The sequence below is a fragment of the Nocardia sp. NPDC004711 genome (assembly GCF_053601595.1).
Window position 1 is genome coordinate 1 of sequence record NZ_JBSGCB010000096.1, and the last position, 17378, is coordinate 17378.

The 17378-nt window shown below is 65.2% G+C and carries 14 protein-coding genes; 13 read left to right on the forward strand and 1 reads right to left on the reverse strand.

What is annotated here, in order from left to right; translation table 11 throughout:
* The coding region (locus ACWEKS_RS45965; RefSeq protein WP_452346001.1) for an MFS transporter at window positions 1–1256 on the reverse strand (1256 nt) is incomplete at its 3' end.
* Between the two features lie 1581 nt (window positions 1257–2837).
* Between ACWEKS_RS45965 and ACWEKS_RS45970 the strand changes: the two genes are divergently transcribed.
* The 13 genes from ACWEKS_RS45970 (at window position 2838) to ACWEKS_RS46030 (ending at window position 17272) form a co-directional block, all read left to right on the forward strand.
* Window positions 2838–4046 (forward strand): helix-turn-helix transcriptional regulator, encoded by a 1209-nt coding sequence (locus ACWEKS_RS45970; protein ID WP_452346002.1) that lies wholly within the window; start codon window positions 2838–2840, stop codon window positions 4044–4046.
* A gap of 4 nt (window positions 4047–4050) precedes the next feature.
* Window positions 4051–5304: an MFS transporter gene (locus tag ACWEKS_RS45975; RefSeq protein ID WP_452346003.1), complete on the forward strand. Its 1254-nt coding sequence runs from the start codon at window positions 4051–4053 to the stop codon at window positions 5302–5304.
* Window positions 5305–5644: 340 nt separating this feature from the next.
* Window positions 5645–6823 (forward strand): acyl-CoA dehydrogenase family protein, encoded by a 1179-nt coding sequence (locus ACWEKS_RS45980; protein WP_452346004.1) that lies wholly within the window; start codon window positions 5645–5647, stop codon window positions 6821–6823.
* Between the two features lie 41 nt (window positions 6824–6864).
* Window positions 6865–8628, forward strand: coding sequence for an acetyl/propionyl/methylcrotonyl-CoA carboxylase subunit alpha (locus tag ACWEKS_RS45985; protein WP_452346005.1), 1764 nt, complete (start codon window positions 6865–6867; stop codon window positions 8626–8628).
* A gap of 20 nt (window positions 8629–8648) precedes the next feature.
* Window positions 8649–10103, forward strand: a complete 1455-nt coding sequence (locus ACWEKS_RS45990; protein ID WP_452346006.1) for an FAD-dependent monooxygenase — start codon at window positions 8649–8651, stop codon at window positions 10101–10103.
* Between the two features lie 23 nt (window positions 10104–10126).
* Window positions 10127–10453 (forward strand): TcmI family type II polyketide cyclase, encoded by a 327-nt coding sequence (locus ACWEKS_RS45995; protein ID WP_452346007.1) that lies wholly within the window; start codon window positions 10127–10129, stop codon window positions 10451–10453.
* On the forward strand, window positions 10450–11727 hold the full coding sequence (locus tag ACWEKS_RS46000) for a beta-ketoacyl-[acyl-carrier-protein] synthase family protein (RefSeq protein ID WP_452346008.1): 1278 nt from the start codon (window positions 10450–10452) through the stop codon (window positions 11725–11727). The genes ACWEKS_RS45995 and ACWEKS_RS46000 overlap by 4 nt, the downstream gene beginning before the upstream one ends.
* Window positions 11724–12941 carry a ketosynthase chain-length factor gene (locus ACWEKS_RS46005; protein WP_452346009.1) on the forward strand — a complete coding sequence of 406 codons (1218 nt, stop codon included), beginning with the start codon at window positions 11724–11726 and terminating at the stop codon, window positions 12939–12941. The genes ACWEKS_RS46000 and ACWEKS_RS46005 overlap by 4 nt, the downstream gene beginning before the upstream one ends.
* A gap of 15 nt (window positions 12942–12956) precedes the next feature.
* Entirely contained in the window at window positions 12957–13223 is a 267-nt protein-coding gene (locus ACWEKS_RS46010) for an acyl carrier protein (protein WP_452346010.1), read from the forward strand.
* A 46-nt stretch (window positions 13224–13269) separates the two neighbouring features.
* Window positions 13270–14070 (forward strand): 3-oxoacyl-ACP reductase FabG, encoded by an 801-nt coding sequence (gene fabG / locus ACWEKS_RS46015; RefSeq protein WP_452346011.1) that lies wholly within the window; start codon window positions 13270–13272, stop codon window positions 14068–14070.
* Between the two features lie 42 nt (window positions 14071–14112).
* Window positions 14113–15057 carry an aromatase/cyclase gene (locus tag ACWEKS_RS46020; RefSeq protein ID WP_452346012.1) on the forward strand — a complete coding sequence of 315 codons (945 nt, stop codon included), beginning with the start codon at window positions 14113–14115 and terminating at the stop codon, window positions 15055–15057.
* Window positions 15038–17065 carry an SDR family oxidoreductase gene (locus tag ACWEKS_RS46025; RefSeq protein ID WP_452346013.1) on the forward strand — a complete coding sequence of 676 codons (2028 nt, stop codon included), beginning with the start codon at window positions 15038–15040 and terminating at the stop codon, window positions 17063–17065. Before ACWEKS_RS46020 ends, ACWEKS_RS46025 begins: the two co-directional genes overlap by 20 nt.
* Before the next feature lie 30 nt (window positions 17066–17095).
* Window positions 17096–17272 (forward strand): hypothetical protein, encoded by a 177-nt coding sequence (locus ACWEKS_RS46030; RefSeq protein ID WP_452346014.1) that lies wholly within the window; start codon window positions 17096–17098, stop codon window positions 17270–17272.
* Window positions 17273–17378 lie beyond the last annotated feature (106 nt).

A 17378-nucleotide genomic window follows, 5' to 3' on the forward strand; every position in this document is an offset into this window, starting at 1 on the left:
ATGACGAACAGTCCGGGCACGAGCAGCCAGGTGTCCACATCGGTGGTGGCGGTCGTGGCAGCACCGAGTACCGCGAGGATGCCGGCAGCCCCGAGAAGTGCGCCGGCCAGGACCGTGTAACGGCCGAATTTCACGGTGAGGCGTCCGATCAGCGGGGCAGCAGCCAGTCCTCCGAGCGAGAACGCGACGGTGACGACACCGGCCCGCAAGGCTGAATAGTGCTGGCCGTCTTGAAGCCACACGACGAAAACGAGCAAGAAACCACTGAACGCAGCGAAGGCGATCAACTGAACGAGGAGCGCGATACTGCTGGTGCGTCCGCGAAGCAGCTCCAGTGGCAGCAGCGCGCCGTCGCGGAGGACCGGATTACGGTGTTCGCCGATGGCCACCAGAGCCACGACGGCAACACCCGCGATCAGCAGCAGCCAGGTCCAGGGCGCCCAATTGTAGGCGCGGCCTTCCAAGAGCGGAAACACAATTCCCACCAATCCCGCTGTCAGGCCGACGGCGGCGACCCAGCGTGGCCGCAGTGCGTCTTCGGCCCGGTTCTCCGGGATCAGCCATGCGCCCAGGATGAGCAGAATCAGCGCGGCCGGGACACTGATCCAGAAGATAGCCCGCCAACTCAGACCTCCGATATTCGCGGTGACGAGGATGCCGCCGAGCAGCAGTCCCCCGGCTTGGGCAAGCCCCGCGATCACACCGAAAAGGCCTAGGACAGTGGCACGTTCGGGTCCACGAAACAGGACGAAGAGACTGCTGAGGACCTGCGGGGCCAAGATCGCGGCGGCGGCACCTTGAGCGGCACGAGCGGTGATCAGTTCGACGGGGCTGTTTGCGAGCGCAGACCAGGCACTTGTGAGCGCAAACGCGGCCAGCCCGATGAGGAAGACCTGCTTGCGCCCCCACAGATCACCCAGCCGGGCGGCGGTGATCAGTGTGGCGGCGAAGGCGAGCAGGTACGCGGTCGCGATCCAGCCCGTCTGTGAAGCTGTTCCGCCGAGATCGCTCTGGATTGTCGGCAGGCCAACGTTGGCGATCGTGACGCTTAGTAGGTCGAGTGTGAATCCGAGTACGAGCACGACCATCGCCGCCCAGCGCCGCGGATACAACGCTTCGGCCGGATCGTCTTGTGTGGCAGTGGGTGCGGTTATTGCGGATTCTTCCCTCGCGTGTCTCCGGCGGTGGGCACGCTCGCGGGTACTTCGAACGCTGCGCGGACGGCGCGGATCGAGGGGGTCTTCCAGAGATGTCATATGGATCTCCCGAGTTGGAACGGCGCGAACTGTACTTGCTGGTTCAATCTAATGTCCCAGTCATTGGTTTACAAGCGGGTACATGAGAATGTACTTATGAGTAAATATTGTGATTGACGAAGGGCTAGACTCCTGGGGTGGCAGCGGGACGGGTCCGGCTTGGCGGCCTGCTTTGCGGGCAGGCAAACCGCGAAGCGGAGTCAGTCCCGTGTTCGCTCGCCATCGCTACAAGCCCTCCGGGGGTGGCGGAGATCGCCGAGCAGGTCGGTGTTGCCAAGCCGAATTCGACGACAGGCAATCTCTGCTCCGGAACGCACTGAAGGCCATCAGTGATGCTGTCGGCGGAGAACATGTTCATCGTGGACTGGTTGCGGGCTCCCCGTCCGAATCTCTCGTTCACCCCCGGAAGACGGCGCATCGGCCGATCCGAATCTGGGGCTCCGAACGACCGCGATTTGCCGGGGGCCGGTTTGCGACGAGACCGACCAGCTTCCGGCCCCTCTCGATATCGTCGCGTTTCGGACGCCGGGAAGTTGGACGAGGCGCTGGCCGATCGGCTGGCGCGCCTGACGCTTTCCGGTTGCGGTGTCCGTGCGATCCGACGGTCTTCGCGGAACAGTTCCTCACGCTGGTCACCGGGCCGGTGCAGTGCCGGCTGCAGTCCGGCCGCGTAGTCTCTCGACCGCCGAGATGCTCAATATCGCCGTAGTGGCAGTCGCAACTTCCATACGCTCCTACACCGTGCCGGAAAACCGTTTGTGCCATACGCTTTCGCCCTGAACCCCACTGGGGTGGTGCTGTAGGCCTCCGACGTCAGGGCGGATTGCGTTGCGGGGCTTGGCATCTTGCGCGAAGATGTGATGACAGGGCTGTCTAGAGTTGAACGCAGACTGACCTGAACTCGCTGGTCCAAGAAATTTTAACTTCGAGATGACACGCAAGAACCGATCAGTTAGCTTCGAGTCTGTGAGGCTTACTGCGGGTTGGACTGACGGGATCGATCATGTTGGTTCGTTCGAGCGCTTGTGTGAGGCAGAGCTTTCCGCGATGCCATCGAGACTCGGTCCGCCCGATCAGGGTGGTGCCGTGCATGTCGGGGACTGCGACATGCCGTCAATGGACGGGGGTAACGGCGGCTTCGACGGCAGAACGTGGATCAGTACGACGATTGGCGTGTTTCATGGTGAGCCCAGAGGCTTTCAAGATATAAATTCGGCATAATCGGAATGCATGTGCCGAGGACCACTTTCGCATCGCGATGCGATTCTGGTAGATCTGAAGAGAACATACTTCCGAGGGTCCTTAGAAATTCGTTGCTTGCGTCTGACTGCCTCGGCGGGTAGGGAGACTCGTGATTATCTATTGCCAGAAATATCTAACGTATTCGCGCCCTAGTGGGGTAGCGATCCGCATATGCCGGGGGGCGTCGTGAACGAACCGACTACGAATCGTCGAATTGTGCCGCTCGGATCCGTTGAAAAGCGTGGTTGCGGGGAAGTCGATCCCTCCGGTGGTACGGCGCGGGCCTGGTGTGAATCTCGGGACTCACGTCTCACTCACACGATTGACTATCTGTCCGGCGTGAGCAAGGCCGAGGCGTGTGCACGGTTCGGCGACGCCGACAGCCTCTGCGCTGGGGTGCAGAGCATGCTGTTCGTTCACTGCGGGGTGATGGAGCGGGAGACTCTCGTCCGGCGTTCCGAGCAGGTACTCGACGGTGGGAACTGTGCACCCGATGCAGGCTGCCTGTGGCTGGCGCTACTGGTGCTGGTCTATGCCGACCGTCCCGCGGAAGCCGCCGCGTACTGTGACCACCTTCTGTCGGGCAGGGCAGGCGCGATTCCGCGTCCGACTTTCGAGGTGCTGACCCTGATCCGGGCCAGGATCAATGCCCAAGCCGGCAGGCCGGCGGAGGCGGTGCGGGCCCTCGGGCCGCTGCTGAGTGGCCGGGTCTCAGCGTCCCTGCGCGGTATCGCAATGGCTTGGATGGTCGAGGCGCTTGTCCAGTTCGGGGATATTCGTACTGCTCGGCGGCTCGCGGACGGCCATTTGCGTATAAAGGATGCGTTGCCCGACCGTGCACATGTCCTTGCCGCACGCGGCGCATTGCACCGCGCTGAAGGCGACCTCGAGCGCAGTCTCGCCGATTACATCGAGTGCGGCAAGGTGCTGACCTCGTTGAATGTTGCCAATCCCGCGATCATCCCGTGGCGTGCACACGCTGCACTGGTGGCGCACGCACTCGGCCGCGACGACCTTGCGTCGGCTCTGGCCGACGATGAACTGGCTCTGGCCCGGCGATGGGGTTCGCCGGGTGCGGTGGGCAGGGCCTTGCACGCTGTGGGTATTGCACGCCGCACGAACCGTTCCATCGCGGTGCTCGAACGCGCCGTCGAGTTGCTAGACCTGGCCGATGCGCGGCACGACCTGATGGAAACACTCTGCGACCTTGGACAGTTGCATGCGGCTGCAGGCGACGCTGCACGTTCGCAATGTGCCGTGGAGTCGGTCACCCAGCTCGCGGTCGAGGCGGGCAACCGCCACATCGTGCAGCGGGCGAAATCGGTCCTGGCCACGCTGGACAATCAACGCCGGACAGCGAAGCTGACACGCCAGGAACACAAAATCGCCTGCCTGGCATCGCAGGGGCATAGCAACAAAACGATCGCCGCGACGATGTTTCTCACGATTCGCACGGTCGAATTCCATCTGTCAAATGTATATCGCAAGCTCGAAATATCTGGGAGACGTCAACTAGAGGGTGTGATGAATTTTCCCAAGTGCGCGTGAATAGGTGGCAGAAAAAACAGATAGCGCGACGGGCGTCGTACGTCAGTTCTTCCGGCGATCGAGCTCACGGTTCGCTGTTCTTTCGATACGCAACTTCCGACTGTTCGTTACCGGCCAGATCATCTCCGTCTCTGGCACCTGGATGATGGTCGCCGCGCAGGACTGGCTGATTCTGGACTGGACGAACAATTCTGCGTTTGCACTGGCCATCGTCACGGTTTGTCAATTCTCGCCGGCTCTGGTCGTCCCGTTTGTTGTCGGTTCGCTCGCCGATCGGTTCTCCAAGCGCACGTTTCTCATCTGTGTCAACATCGCCGCGGCCGTGCTGACCGCGGCGCAGGCGATGCTAGTGCTGACAGATCGCGCCGCAGTGTGGCAACTGTGGATCTTCGCAGTCGGTCTCGGGGTACTCAACGCTTCGGAGATGCCCATACGCATGGCATTCGTCGGAGATCTGGTTGGCGACACCGTATTTCGTGACGCCTCTGCGCTCAGCGCCATGTATTTCAGCGTCGCGCAATTGCTCGGCCCCGCGCTCGCAGGGATGCTCATCGCACTCGCCGGATCGGGCGTCGCGCTCGCGATCAACTCAGCAAGTTATCTGGCCAGTGTCGCGGGGTTGACCATGATGCGAACAGATGAGATCGTCGTCCGCTCGGCGGCGGGGCAGCGGCTGGATATGTCGCGGGGCCTGCGACGTATCGCTGCCGATCCGAATCTGATCCGTGCGGTCGTGTTGCTGGCCGCCGTCGGCTTGCTAGCCCTCAATCTTCGGATCACCGCACCTCTGCTTGCCAAGACCGAATTCGGCGTCACGCCAGCGTCATTCGGGATGGTGACCGCGGCGCTCGCCTGCGGCTCGCTGTGCGCGGCACTGTTCGTCGGCGGGCGCGGTACCCCGACGCTGCATGCAGCGCTCGGCTTCGCTGCCGTACTTGGCGGGGCAGAAGCCGTTCTCGGTCGCGCCACGAATCTGGCGATGGCGATCGTTGTGCTCGTCGTGTGCGGGGCCGGGACGACGTCGTTTCTGCAGTCGACGAACCATCACCTACAACTGAGCAGCCGACCCGACGACCGTACGCACGTCATCGCCGTGTACACCACCATCGTGCAGGGCATCACGCCGTTGACTGCGCTCGCGGTGGCGTTTTTCGCACAACGAGTGGCTGTGCGCGAAGTACTGTGGTTCAGCGGCCTCGCGGCGGTGTGCGTCGCCGCCACGCTGTATCTTGAGAGCCGACGGGCGCATCGCCGGTAGCGTGGCGAATGCAGAGGTCCGCCGAGCGATGTCATCGCTGATACCGGTGTGTACCAAGAGTATTCGCATCCGATCGTTCCGATGGTGTTCGTGGTGAACGGAATACCACTCGCCCGCTTGTGGGACAACCCTGTGGATGACGGAGTGAAATACCACGGATCCACCTGAGGCTGCCGCGGGGAAACCTACGGGCCGACCGTAGAGTCGCGCCGCACGTGTTGAACAGCATGTGATTCTCGTGCGAGATTTCAATCGATCGGCGAACAGTGTTGTCGCCCAATCATTCTCGAACCTTCTCTACCGCACTCGGTATTCGCACATCCGGCGAGAGGAATCGACCATGCCTGTCAGCGTCCCGAACCGTGAGGAACTCGTCGAGCGGGCCGCCAAATTGGCGCCACTGCTGCGCTCACGAGCACGGTGGATCGACGAGAACCGCCGCTTGCCCGATGATGTGATCGCCGCCGTCGAGGAATCAGAGCTGCTTAAGATGCAGGTTCCGTCCCAGTACGGCGGATACGAGTCGACGGTTCGTGACTTCACCGAAGTGCTCGCCGAGATCGCCCGAGGCAATACCTCAGTGGCGTTCTGCCTGTCGATCTACGCGTCGCTGACCTGGATGGCCGCATTGTGGCCCGACGCCGCGCTCGACGAGGTCTTCGCGACACCGAACGTGCGGATCACCGGCACCACTGCGGCCACTGGCACCGCGATCAAGGTCGAGGGCGGGTGGGTGCTCAACGGCAAGTGGGGCTTCAACAGCGGTGTCCTGCACGCACAGTGGAAGATCACCGTGGCGCTGCCGACCGGCGACGACACGCCGCCGGTACCGATCTTCGCGCTGGTGCCGATCGCGGATCTCACGATCATCGACGACTGGCACACCTCCGGCCTGGAGGGCTCAGGCAGTGTCTCGACGGTCGCACAGAACGTCTTCGTTCCCGACCACCGCGTCATCACCGGTGAGGACTTCTACCAGAACCGGTCCAAGTCCCTGGTGAACGCGCAGAAGCCGCACTACGGGGTGCCGGTGCTGGTGGCGACGACCGCGATCCAGACCGGCCAGCTGGTCGGCGCGGCCCGTGCTGCGCTGGCAGCGTTTCTCGAGCGACTGCCCGGCCGACCTCTCACCTACACCGACTACACCAGTCAGCGGGATGCCCCGCTCACCCATCTACAGGTCGGCGAGGCTGCGCTGCTCATCGAGGATTTGGAGGCCCGCGCACGCCGGTTCGCCGATGTAGTCGATGCCAAGGCCGTCACAGGCGAGCCATGGACCGAACAGGAGCGAGTGTGGTCGCGGGTCCAGATCGGCTGGGTCGCCCGGCTGGCCAAACAGGCCGTGGAGATCCTCGCCCAGGCCAGCGGCGGTTCCTCGATCCAGCGTGAGGTGCCCATCGTGCGGCTGCTGCGTGATGTGCACGCAACATCTTTGCACGCCATGATCACGCCCAGCGTGAACATCGAACTGTACGGTCGCTCGCTGGTCGGACTGCCGCCCAACACCGTCTATCTGTGACCCGGACCGACGACAGGACGAGGCGACGGGATATCGGCGCAATGCAGAAGGTACTCATAGCAAATCGCGGCGAGATCGCGGTCAGGATCGTGCGAGCCTGCCGCGACGAGGGCCTGACCAGCGTGGCCGTGTACGCCGATCCGGACCGCGATGCCGTGCACACCCGGCTGGCCGACGAGGCGTACACGATCGGCGGAGACACCCCGACGACCAGCTATCTGGACTCCGGCAAATTGCTGCGTGCTGCCACCGATTCCGGGGCCGACGCCGTGCACCCTGGTTACGGATTCCTTTCCGAGGACGCCGATTTCGCGCAGGCGGTCATCGATGCGGGCTTGATCTGGATCGGACCGCCGCCCGCGGCGATCCGAGCGCTGGGCGACAAGGTCTCAGCACGTAGGATCGCGTACGAGGTCGACGCCCCGCTGATCGCAGGTACCCCGAATCCGATCGCGGACGCCGCTGAAGCGGTGGCCTTCGCAGATCGTCATGGTCTGCCGATCGCCATCAAGGCTGCCTACGGCGGTGGTGGGCGCGGCATGCGGGTTGCCCGCCACCGCGCGGAGATTCCTGAAATGTTCGAGGCTGCCGTACGCGAGGCCGTGGCAGCCTTCGGCCGCGGCGATTGCTTCGTCGAGCGATATCTGGATCGGCCGCGACATGTCGAAACTCAGTGCCTGGCCGACGTTTTCGGGCACGTAGTGGTGGTGTCGACCAGAGACTGCTCGTTGCAGCGGCGGCACCAGAAACTGGTCGAGGAGGCGCCGGCGCCGTTTCTGACCGAGTCGCAACGTCAGGAGCTCTACCGGGCGTCCAAAGCGATCCTCACTCACGTCGGCTACGTGGGCGCGGGGACTTGCGAATTCCTGATCGGAGAAGACGGCACGCTGTCATTCCTCGAGGTGAACACCAGGCTGCAGGTCGAACATCCTGTGAGCGAGGAGGTCACCGGCATCGACCTGGTCCGGGAAATGTTCGCGATCGCGCGCGGCGAACCGCTCGGTTACGACGACCCGCCCGCCCGCGGGCACGCTCTGGAATTCCGGATCAACGCTGAAGACGTCGGCCGCGGATTCCTGCCGGCGCCGGGGGTGGTAAGCGCTTCGGCTATACCGACCGGGCCAGGGGTCCGTCTCGATACCGGAGTCGAAGCGGGCACGATGGTCGGTGCGGCGTGGGATTCGTTGCTCGCCAAGCTGATCGTCACCGGATCCGACCGCCCCCGGGCGCTAGCGCGGGCACGGCGAGCGCTGGCGGAGCTGTCCATCGACGGTCTGCCCACCACATTGCCGTTCCATCGGGCAGTGGTCATCGACCCCGCCTTCACCGCGGAACCGTTCACGGTGCACACCCGGTGGATCGAGACCGAATTCGAGAACAATATCGCCGCGCAGCCGACAGCGGCGGAGACCACGGAACCCGCGCCTGAGCGAGAGACCCTGGTGGTCGAAATCGGCGGCAAGCGCCTCGAGGTGTCCTTGCCTGCGACGCCTCAGCCGGGCTCCGGTCCTACCGCGCCTCGGCGAATCGGCCGCGCCGCACGCCCCGGCGGTGCCCGCGGCGCCCACGCCGACGACGCGCTGGTGGCGCCCATGCAAGGCACGGTCGTGAAAATCGCTGTGGCAGAAGGGCAGCGAGTGGAACCGGGCGAACTGCTCGTGGTCATCGAGGCCATGAAGATGGAGCAGCCCCTCACGGCACACCGGGCAGGTGTAGTCCGCGACCTGACCATCGCGGTCGGCACGACGGTGAGCTCCGGCAGCACTCTGTGCCGGCTCGATGACGCTGAAAACCACGCGGCATGAACGCAATCGAGGAGGCACACATGGATACATCGGTCATCGTGGCCGGCGCGGGGCCGACCGGTCTCATGCTGGCCGGGGAATTGCGCCTGGCGGGTGTGGACGTAATCGTCGTTGAACGTTTGCCGGACCGGACCGGGGAGTCCCGGGGTATCGGCTTGACACTGCGCACAACCGAGGTGTTCGACCAGCGTGGACTATTGGCACGGTTCGGTCCGTTGGAAACTGGTTCGGCGGGTCATTTCGGGGGACTTCCCCTGGACCTGTCAGTGCTCGGCGCGCCGCTGGAGGCGCCGCGCACCGTGCCACAGTCGGTGACCGAAGCTGTGCTAGAGGACTGGGTGCGGGCGCTGGGCGCCGACATACGCCGAGATCACGAGGTCACCGGCCTCGACAGCGACGATGATGGGGTGACCGTACACGTCGCCGACCGTGAGTCGCTGCGAGCACAGTATGCGGTCGGTTGCGACGGCGGCCGCAGCGTGGTGCGCAACCAGGCCGGATTCGACTTCCCCGGCACCCCGGCCACCACCGAACTACTACTCGCCGATCTACGCGGGATCGAGATCGCCCCGCGGGCGATCGGCCAGCAGGTGCGCGGCGGCATGGTGATGAGCGCCCGCCTGCCCGACGGCACCTACCGGATCATCGTCGGCGACCGCGGCGCAGCGCCCCGACGCCGCAGCGGCCCACCGGCTTTTGCGGAAGTCGCCGATGCGTGGAAGCGGCTGACCAGCCAGGACATCTCGCACGCGGAACCGATCTGGGTCAGCGCCTTCGGCGACGCGGCGCGGCTGGTCACCGAATACCGCCGCGGGCGAGTGCTGCTCGCCGGCGATGCGGCACACGTGCATCTGCCTGCCGGCGGCCAGGGCATGAACACCGGCATCCAGGACGCGGTGAACCTCGGCTGGAAATTGGCGGCGGTGGTGCGGGGTTCTGCGGCCCCGACGCTACTGGACACCTATCACGACGAACGCCACGAAGTCGGGAGGCAACTGCTGGCCAACACGCGGGCGCAAAGCCTGTTCATCCTTGGTGACGAGGAGGTCGCGCCGCTACGCGAGGTGCTGCGCGAACTTATCGCCTACCCGGAGGTGGAGCGTCATCTCGCAGCCCGGGTCACCGGCCTGGACATCCGGTACGACGTCGGCAGTGGAACACATCCGCTGCTCGGCGCGCGGCTGCCACGCCGCGCCCTCACGCGCGAGGGCCATCACACCGATACTGCCGAGCTACTGCGGCACGGTCGCGGTGTCCTGCTCGACCTCACGAACAATCCGGTGCTACGCAAGCGGGCCGCACCGTGGACCGACCGCATCGATGTGGTGATTGCGGCGCCGAACGAACCGATCGACGCCGCGGCGCGCACCAGCGCGCTGCTCGTGCGTCCTGACGGCCATGTCGCCTGGGTCGCGCCGGGCACCCATCACGATCTGCCTGCCGCGCTGCGGCGCTGGTTCGGGCCTGCCCGATGAACACTCGAAAGAAGGAGAAGGCAATGTTCAGTACATTGATCGTGGCCCGTATGGACCCCTCGTCCGCGGGTCAGGTCGCCGCTCTGTTCCGGGAATTCGACAGCACCGAGATGCCGCATCGGATGGGCACGCGCCGGCGCCAGCTGTTCCACTACCGCGGCCTGTATTTCCATCTGCAGGAGTTCGATACCGATGACGGCGGCGATCGCATCGAGGATGCCAAGACCGACCGGCGCTTCGTCAAGATCAGCCAGGACCTGAAGCCGTTCATCGACGCCTATGACCCGAAGACCTGGCGGTCCCCGGCTGACGCGATGGCCGAGCGCTTCTACGACTGGAGCGCACTATGAGTACCGCGGAACGACGTGTCGTCATCACCGGAGTCGGAGTCACCGCCCCAGGCGGCATCGGAACCAAGAACTTCTGGGACCTGATCTCCAACGGCCGCACCGCAACCGGACGTATCTCGTTCTTCGATCCGGCGCCGTTCCGTTCGCAGGTGGCGGCCGAAATCGACTTCGATCCGGAGCTGCACGGACTCACCCCACAGGAGATCCGGCGGATGGACCGCGCCGCCCAGCTGGCGGTGGTCAGTGCCAGAGAGGCGGTGGCCGACAGCGGGCTTGAATTCGACGATATCGACCCATTCCGCACCGGTGTCACCATCGGCAGCGCGGTCGGGGCGACCATGGGCCTGGACCGGGAGTACCGCATTGTCAGCGATGGCGGTCGCCTGGATGTGGTCGACCACAACTACGCTGTCCCGCACCTGTACAACTATTTCGTCCCGAGTTCCTTCGCGACGGAGGTGGCGTGGACGGTCGGGGCGCAGGGTCCATCCACGGTGGTCTCCACCGGCTGCACCTCGGGTCTGGATGCGGTGGGCTACGCCGCGGACGTGCTGCGCGAAGGCGGAGCCGACGTGATGGTGGCCGGCGCGACCGACGCGCCGATCAGTCCGATCACCGTGGCCTGCTTCGACGCCATCAAGGCCACCACCTCCCGCAACGACGACCCCGAACACGCCTCCCGTCCGTTCGACGCCAGCCGCAACGGGTTCGTCCTCGGCGAGGGCGCCGCTGTGTTCGTGCTCGAGGAACTCGAGAGCGCCCGCCGCCGCGGTGCGACGATCTACGCCGAATTGGCCGGGCACGCTTCACGTTCCAACGCCTTCCACATGACCGGGCTGCGCCCGGACGGAAAGGAGATGGCCGAGGCGATTCGGGTTGCGCTGGATCAGGCACGAATCGCTGGCACCGAGATCGATTACATCAACGCCCACGGCTCGGGCACCAAACAGAACGACCGACACGAGACCGCCGCGTTCAAACGCAGCCTTGGTGACCACGCCTACCGGACACCAGTGAGCTCGATCAAGTCCATGGTCGGGCACTCGCTCGGCGCGATCGGCTCCATCGAGATCGCAGCCTCGGTGCTGGCGCTGGTCAACAATGTGGTGCCGCCGACAGCGAACCTGCACAATCCCGATCCCGAATGCGATCTGGACTACGTGCCGCTCACCGCGCGCGATCACCACGTCGATGTGGTGCTGTCGGTCGGAAGCGGCTTCGGCGGGTTCCAGAGCGCGGTCGTGCTGGCCGATCCCTTCCGGAGGCAACGATGACAGCGACGGTGGTGACCGGGCTCGGCGTGGCCGCTCCGACGGGGCTGGGCGTCGACGAATACTGGGACGCGACGCTGCAGGGACGCAACGGGATTCGTCGGATAACCCGCTTCGATCCCACGTCGTATCCGTCCCGATTGGCCGGCGAGATCACCGGATTCGTCGCCGAGGACAACCTGCCGGCGCGCTTACTGCCGCAGACCGACCGCATGACCCGGCTGGCCTTGGCCAGCGCCGATTGGGCTTTCGCCGACGCCGGAGTGACGCCCGCAGAACTTCCCGAATACGCGGCAGGGGTGATCACCGCCAGCAGCTCCGGCGGATTCGAATTCGGCCAGAACGAACTCCGGGCGCTGTGGGGCAAAGGCGGCGAATTCGTCAGCGCCTACCAGTCTTTCGCCTGGTTCTACGCGGTCAACAGCGGGCAGATCTCCATCCGCAATGGATTGCGTGGACCCAGCAGCGTGGTGGTCAGCGACCAGGCCGGCGGCTTGGACGCGGTTGCTCAGGCGCGCAGGCAGATACGGCGCGGCACCGCACTGGTGATCACCGGTGCCGTCGACGCCTCGATCTGCCCATGGGGCTGGGTAGCACAATTGGCCAGTGGCGCACTGAGCACTGTCGAGGACCCGCTGCAGGCATACCAGCCCTTCGCTGCCGACGCCAGCGGCTACGTACCCGGAGAGGGAGGCGCGCTGCTGGTACTCGAGGACGCCGACCATGCCGTGCAACGTGACGCGCCCACCATCTACGGCGAGATCGCCGGGTACGCATCCACTTTGGATCCGCGTCCCGGCAGCGGTGAGCCTGGTCTGCGCCGGGCGATCGAACTGGCGCTGAGCGATGCGGGCGTCACCGCTGCCGAGATCGACGTCGTCTTCGCCGATGCGGCCGGGATCACCGAGCTCGACCGGGCCGAGGCCGAAGCACTGGTCGCGGTCTTCGGTCCGCGTGGGGTGCCGGTGACAGCACCGAAAACGATGACGGGACGGCTGTATTCGGGCGCGGCGCCGCTCGACCTCGCCGCCGCGTTCCTGTCGATCCGTGACGACGTGATCCCACCGACCATCGGCACCAGCCCCGCCGCAGACTACCAACTCGATCTGGTCACCGATGCACAGCAGGCACTGGTGCATACCGCACTCGTTCTCGCCCGCGGAGCAGGTGGGTTCAACTCCGCGATGGTGGTCCGCGGCCCCGAACGAATCCGTTGAAAAGAGGAAAGCCCCATGACTGCAACACAATTCACTCTCGATGATCTCCGCCGCATCCTGCGGGAAGGATCCGGAGACAGCCCGGGCCTCGATGGCAATTTCGCCGAAATCAGTTTCGAGGACCTCGGCTACGAGTCGCTGGCGCTGCTCGAGACGACCGGACGGATACACCGCGAGTTCGGCGTCACCCTCGACGACGACGAGGTTGTCGCGCTGACCACGCCCGCCGCGCTGGTCGCGCTGGTCAACGAACATCTGCTCACCGCGCCACAGGTCAGCTGACACAGCCGAACCAACGACCACACGCCACCGACGAGGAGAGAACAGCATGTCTGCAGACGACAACACGGAGGCTGAGAACAAGGTGGCACTTGTCACCGGCGCCACCAGCGGAATCGGCCTTGCCTCGGCACGTCAGTTGGCCAGGCACGGTCACCGGGTGTTCCTGTGCGCCCGCAACAAGGAGGCCGTCGCCGACACCGTCACGCAACTGCGTGAGGAGGGCCTCGACGTGGACGGTACAACCGCCGATGTCCGCGAGAGCGAGGATATTTCAGCCGTCGTACGCGCCGCGCTCGACCGGTACGGCCCGATCGACGTGCTCGTCAACAACGCGGGCCGCTCGGGCGGGGGCATCACTGCGGACCTGCCCGACGAACTCTGGTTCGACGTCATCGCGACGAACCTGCACAGCGTCTTCCTAGTGACCCGGGAGGTCCTCACCACCGGCGGTCTGCGGGAGAAGGGCCGTGGCCGCATCATCAATATCGCCTCCACCGCCGGCAAACAGGGAGTGGTGCTGGGCGCACCGTATTCGGCGTCCAAGCACGGTGTCGTGGGGTTCACCAAGGCGCTGGGCAACGAACTCGCGCCCACCGGGATCACGGTCAACGCGGTATGCCCCGGCTACGTGGAAACCCCGATGGCCCAACGGGTTCGGGCCGGCTACGCAGCGGCCTACAACACCACCGAAGACGAGATCCTCACCAGGTTCCAAACCAAGATCCCGCTCGGCCGCTACTCCACCCCCGAAGAGGTGGCGGGCCTGGTCGGCTACCTGGCCTCCGACCTTGCCGCCTCGATCACCGCGCAGGCGCTCAATGTCTGCGGTGGCCTCGGCAACTTCTGAATCCGGTCCCGCATCCGCGGCCGACGAGCACCAGGAGAAAATATGACCGCACAGACCACCCGCGAAGTCGAGCACAACATCGCCATCGCGGCACCACCCAGCGAGGTCTATCGTCTGCTGGCCGAGGTGGAGAACTGGCCCCGGCTGTTCCCACCGTCGGTGTACGTGACCCGGCTAGAACACGACGGCAATGAGGAGCGCATTCAGATCTGGGCCACCGCCAACGGGGAGGCCAAGAACTGGATCTCGCGGCGCATCCTGGATCCGGAAGCGCTGCGGATCACCTTCTGGCAGGAGGTATCCGCGCCGCCGGTGGCGCAGATGAACGGCACCTGGATCATCGAACCGCAGGGTGAGCACACCCACCTGCGACTGCTGCACTCCTACTGGGCGATCGACGACGATCCCGCGGGCCTGGACTGGATCGAGAAGGCCGTCGACGAGAACAGCCGTGCCGAACTACCCGGGCTCAAAGCCGCCGTCGAATCGGCGGTGGGCACCAGCGACCTTACCCTTGCATTCGTCGATTCGGTCCGTATCGCCGGTGCGGCGAGCGACGTCTACGACTTCGTCAACGAGGCGGACCGGTGGACCGAGCGGCTGCCGCATGTGGCAGCGGTCGAACTGACCGAAACCACACCGGGAGTGCAGGTGCTGCGGATGGACACGCTCACCAAGGACGGGTCCCGTCACACGACCGAGTCGGTGCGGGTGTGCTTCCCGCGCGATCGCATCGTCTACAAGCAGACCACATTGCCCGCGCTGATGGATCTGCACACCGGGCACTGGGAATTTCAGCAGAACCCCGACGGCACCACCACCGCCTCCTCGCAGCACACGGTGATCCTGCGTGCGGATCGGATCAGCGAGATCCTCGGGCCCGATGCCGGAGTGCCCGAAGCGCGCACATTCGTACGAGAAGCACTGGGCGCCAATAGCCGTGCCACGCTCGACCACGCCAAGAACTATGCCGAAGCGCGGCGCTGAGCGCGGCGCGCCGCCAGAGTCCGATGCGCTCGACGACCTCGAAAAGCTGGACGACACCGAGCTATTGGACGACACCGAGGTTCTGATCGTCGGCGCCGGCCCGGTCGGGTTGCTACTGGCAGGTGATCTGGCCGGCGCCGGGGTCGGTGTCACGGTGTTCGAGCAACTCAGCGAACCCACCACCGAATCACGGGCCTCGACCCTACACGCCCGCACTATGGAGGTGCTCGCTGAGCGGGGCGTGCTGGAGCGGCTCGGGCCGTTGCCCGATGGAGGGCCAGGGCACTTCGGCGGACTACGGCTCGACCTGACCGAGGCCGACCCGAGCCACCGGTTCACAGGGCAATGGAAATGCCCGCAGACCCGACTGGAAGCGGTGCTGGGCGAGCGGGCCGTCGAGGCGGGCGCGGTGCTGCGGCGCGGGTATCGCGTCGCGGCACTGTCTGCGGACGACGGCGAGGTGGGCGTCGAGACGGTGACGACACAGGGTCGGCGGTGCCGCCACCGTGGCGCCTACCTTGTTGGCTGCGACGGCGAACGCAGCACGGTACGTGAACTGGCCGGATTCGAGCTTGCGGGTGCTGCCGCCACCCGCGAGATGCTGCGCGCCGACGTGGCCGGAATCGACATCCGCGCGCGCCGTTTCGAGCGACTTCCGCACGGGCTGGCAGTGTCCTCGCGCTGGCCGGACGGCAGTACCCGGGTGATGGTGCACCGATATGGTGCCGTTCCCGGCCTAGTGGGCACCGAGCCCAAGTTCGCCACGATCGCCTCCGCCTGGAAGCAGGTCACGGGGGAATCGATCGACGAAGGAAAGCCGCTGTGGCGCAATGCCTTCGACAACACCAGCCGACAGGTAACCCGGTACCGGCGCGGCCGGGTGCTGCTGGCCGGAGATGCCGCGCACCAGCAGATGCCTGTCGGGGGGCAAGCACTCAACCTCGGCCTACAGGATGCCGCCGACCTGTCCGACCGCCTCATCGCCCGCCTGGGTGCGGCCGACGCGAACGCCGATCTCGAGGGCTATCACCGTATCCGCCATGCCGCGGGCGCCCGCACCTTGACCAACATTCGCGCCCAGACCCTGCTGCTGCTGGGCGGACCAGAAGTCGAGCCGGCCCGGCAACTCTTCGCCGAACTGCTGCGACTCGGTACCGTCCGCGCTCACCTCGCCCGCATGATCGCCGGTCTGCCAAGCGCGGAAGACCAAGCTGCACAACCACTTACTACCAAGGAGAATCTCATGAGCTTGACCGACAAGACCGCATTGGTGACCGGGTCCAGCCGCGGTATCGGCCGTGCGATCGCCCGGGCGATCGCTGCCAAGGGTGCGCTCGTCGCGGTGCACTACGCCGACAATGCCGATGCCGCCCGCGAAACTGTTGATCTCATCGAAAACGACGGTGGCCGAGCCTTTTCCGTGCGTGCCGAGCTCGGCGCCCAGGGCGGGGTGCACGAGCTGTTCCTCGGTCTGGAACAGGGCCTCAAGGAACGCACCGGGCAGAACACGCTAGACGTCCTGGTCAACAATGCTGGCGCCACCACACCCGCAGGCGTGACTCCCGAGCATGTGACACCCGAGGACTTCGACCGGCTGTTCGCTGTCAATGCCAAAGCTCCGTTCTTCATCGTGCAACGTGCCCTTGGTCTGCTGCCCGAAGGCGGACGCATTATCAATATCTCCTCCGGTCTCACCCGTTTCGCCAACCCGGACCAGGTCGCGTACTCGATGACCAAAGGTGCGTTGGAGCAGATTACGCTGCACTTCGCCCGGTATCTCGCCCCACGCGGCATCACCGTCAACAGCGTCGCTCCCGGTATCACCAACAACGGCAGCGCCGTCTTCGACATCCCTGAAGCGGTCGAGCAGATGTCACAGCTGTCGGCATTCAAACGGGTCGGCGAGGCGAGGGACGTCGCCGATGTCGTGGCCTTCCTCGCCGACGACGAATCCCGTTGGATCACCGGCGCGTTTATCGATGCGACCGGCGGAACGCTGCTCGGCTGACCAGCGTGCCCGACGACTTCAGGAGTCTCGATGACAACAGTGCACGAACCCGTCGGATACACCGCACGCCTGAACGAGCTGGACGCGATCAAACGCGCCGCGCACCTTGGGCCCGACCCGGCAGCAACCCAGCGCCAGCACGGCAAGGGCAAGCTCACTGCCCGCGAGCGCATCGACCTACTGCTAGGTTCTGTCTCGAAGTTTTGAGGGCGGGCATGGGCTCGCCCTCAACTGTGTCGCAGCCACTGGTTGATGACAGCGATATGGATCGTGGCCTGGTATCGGACGGCGAGTTTGTCGAAGCGAGTGGCCA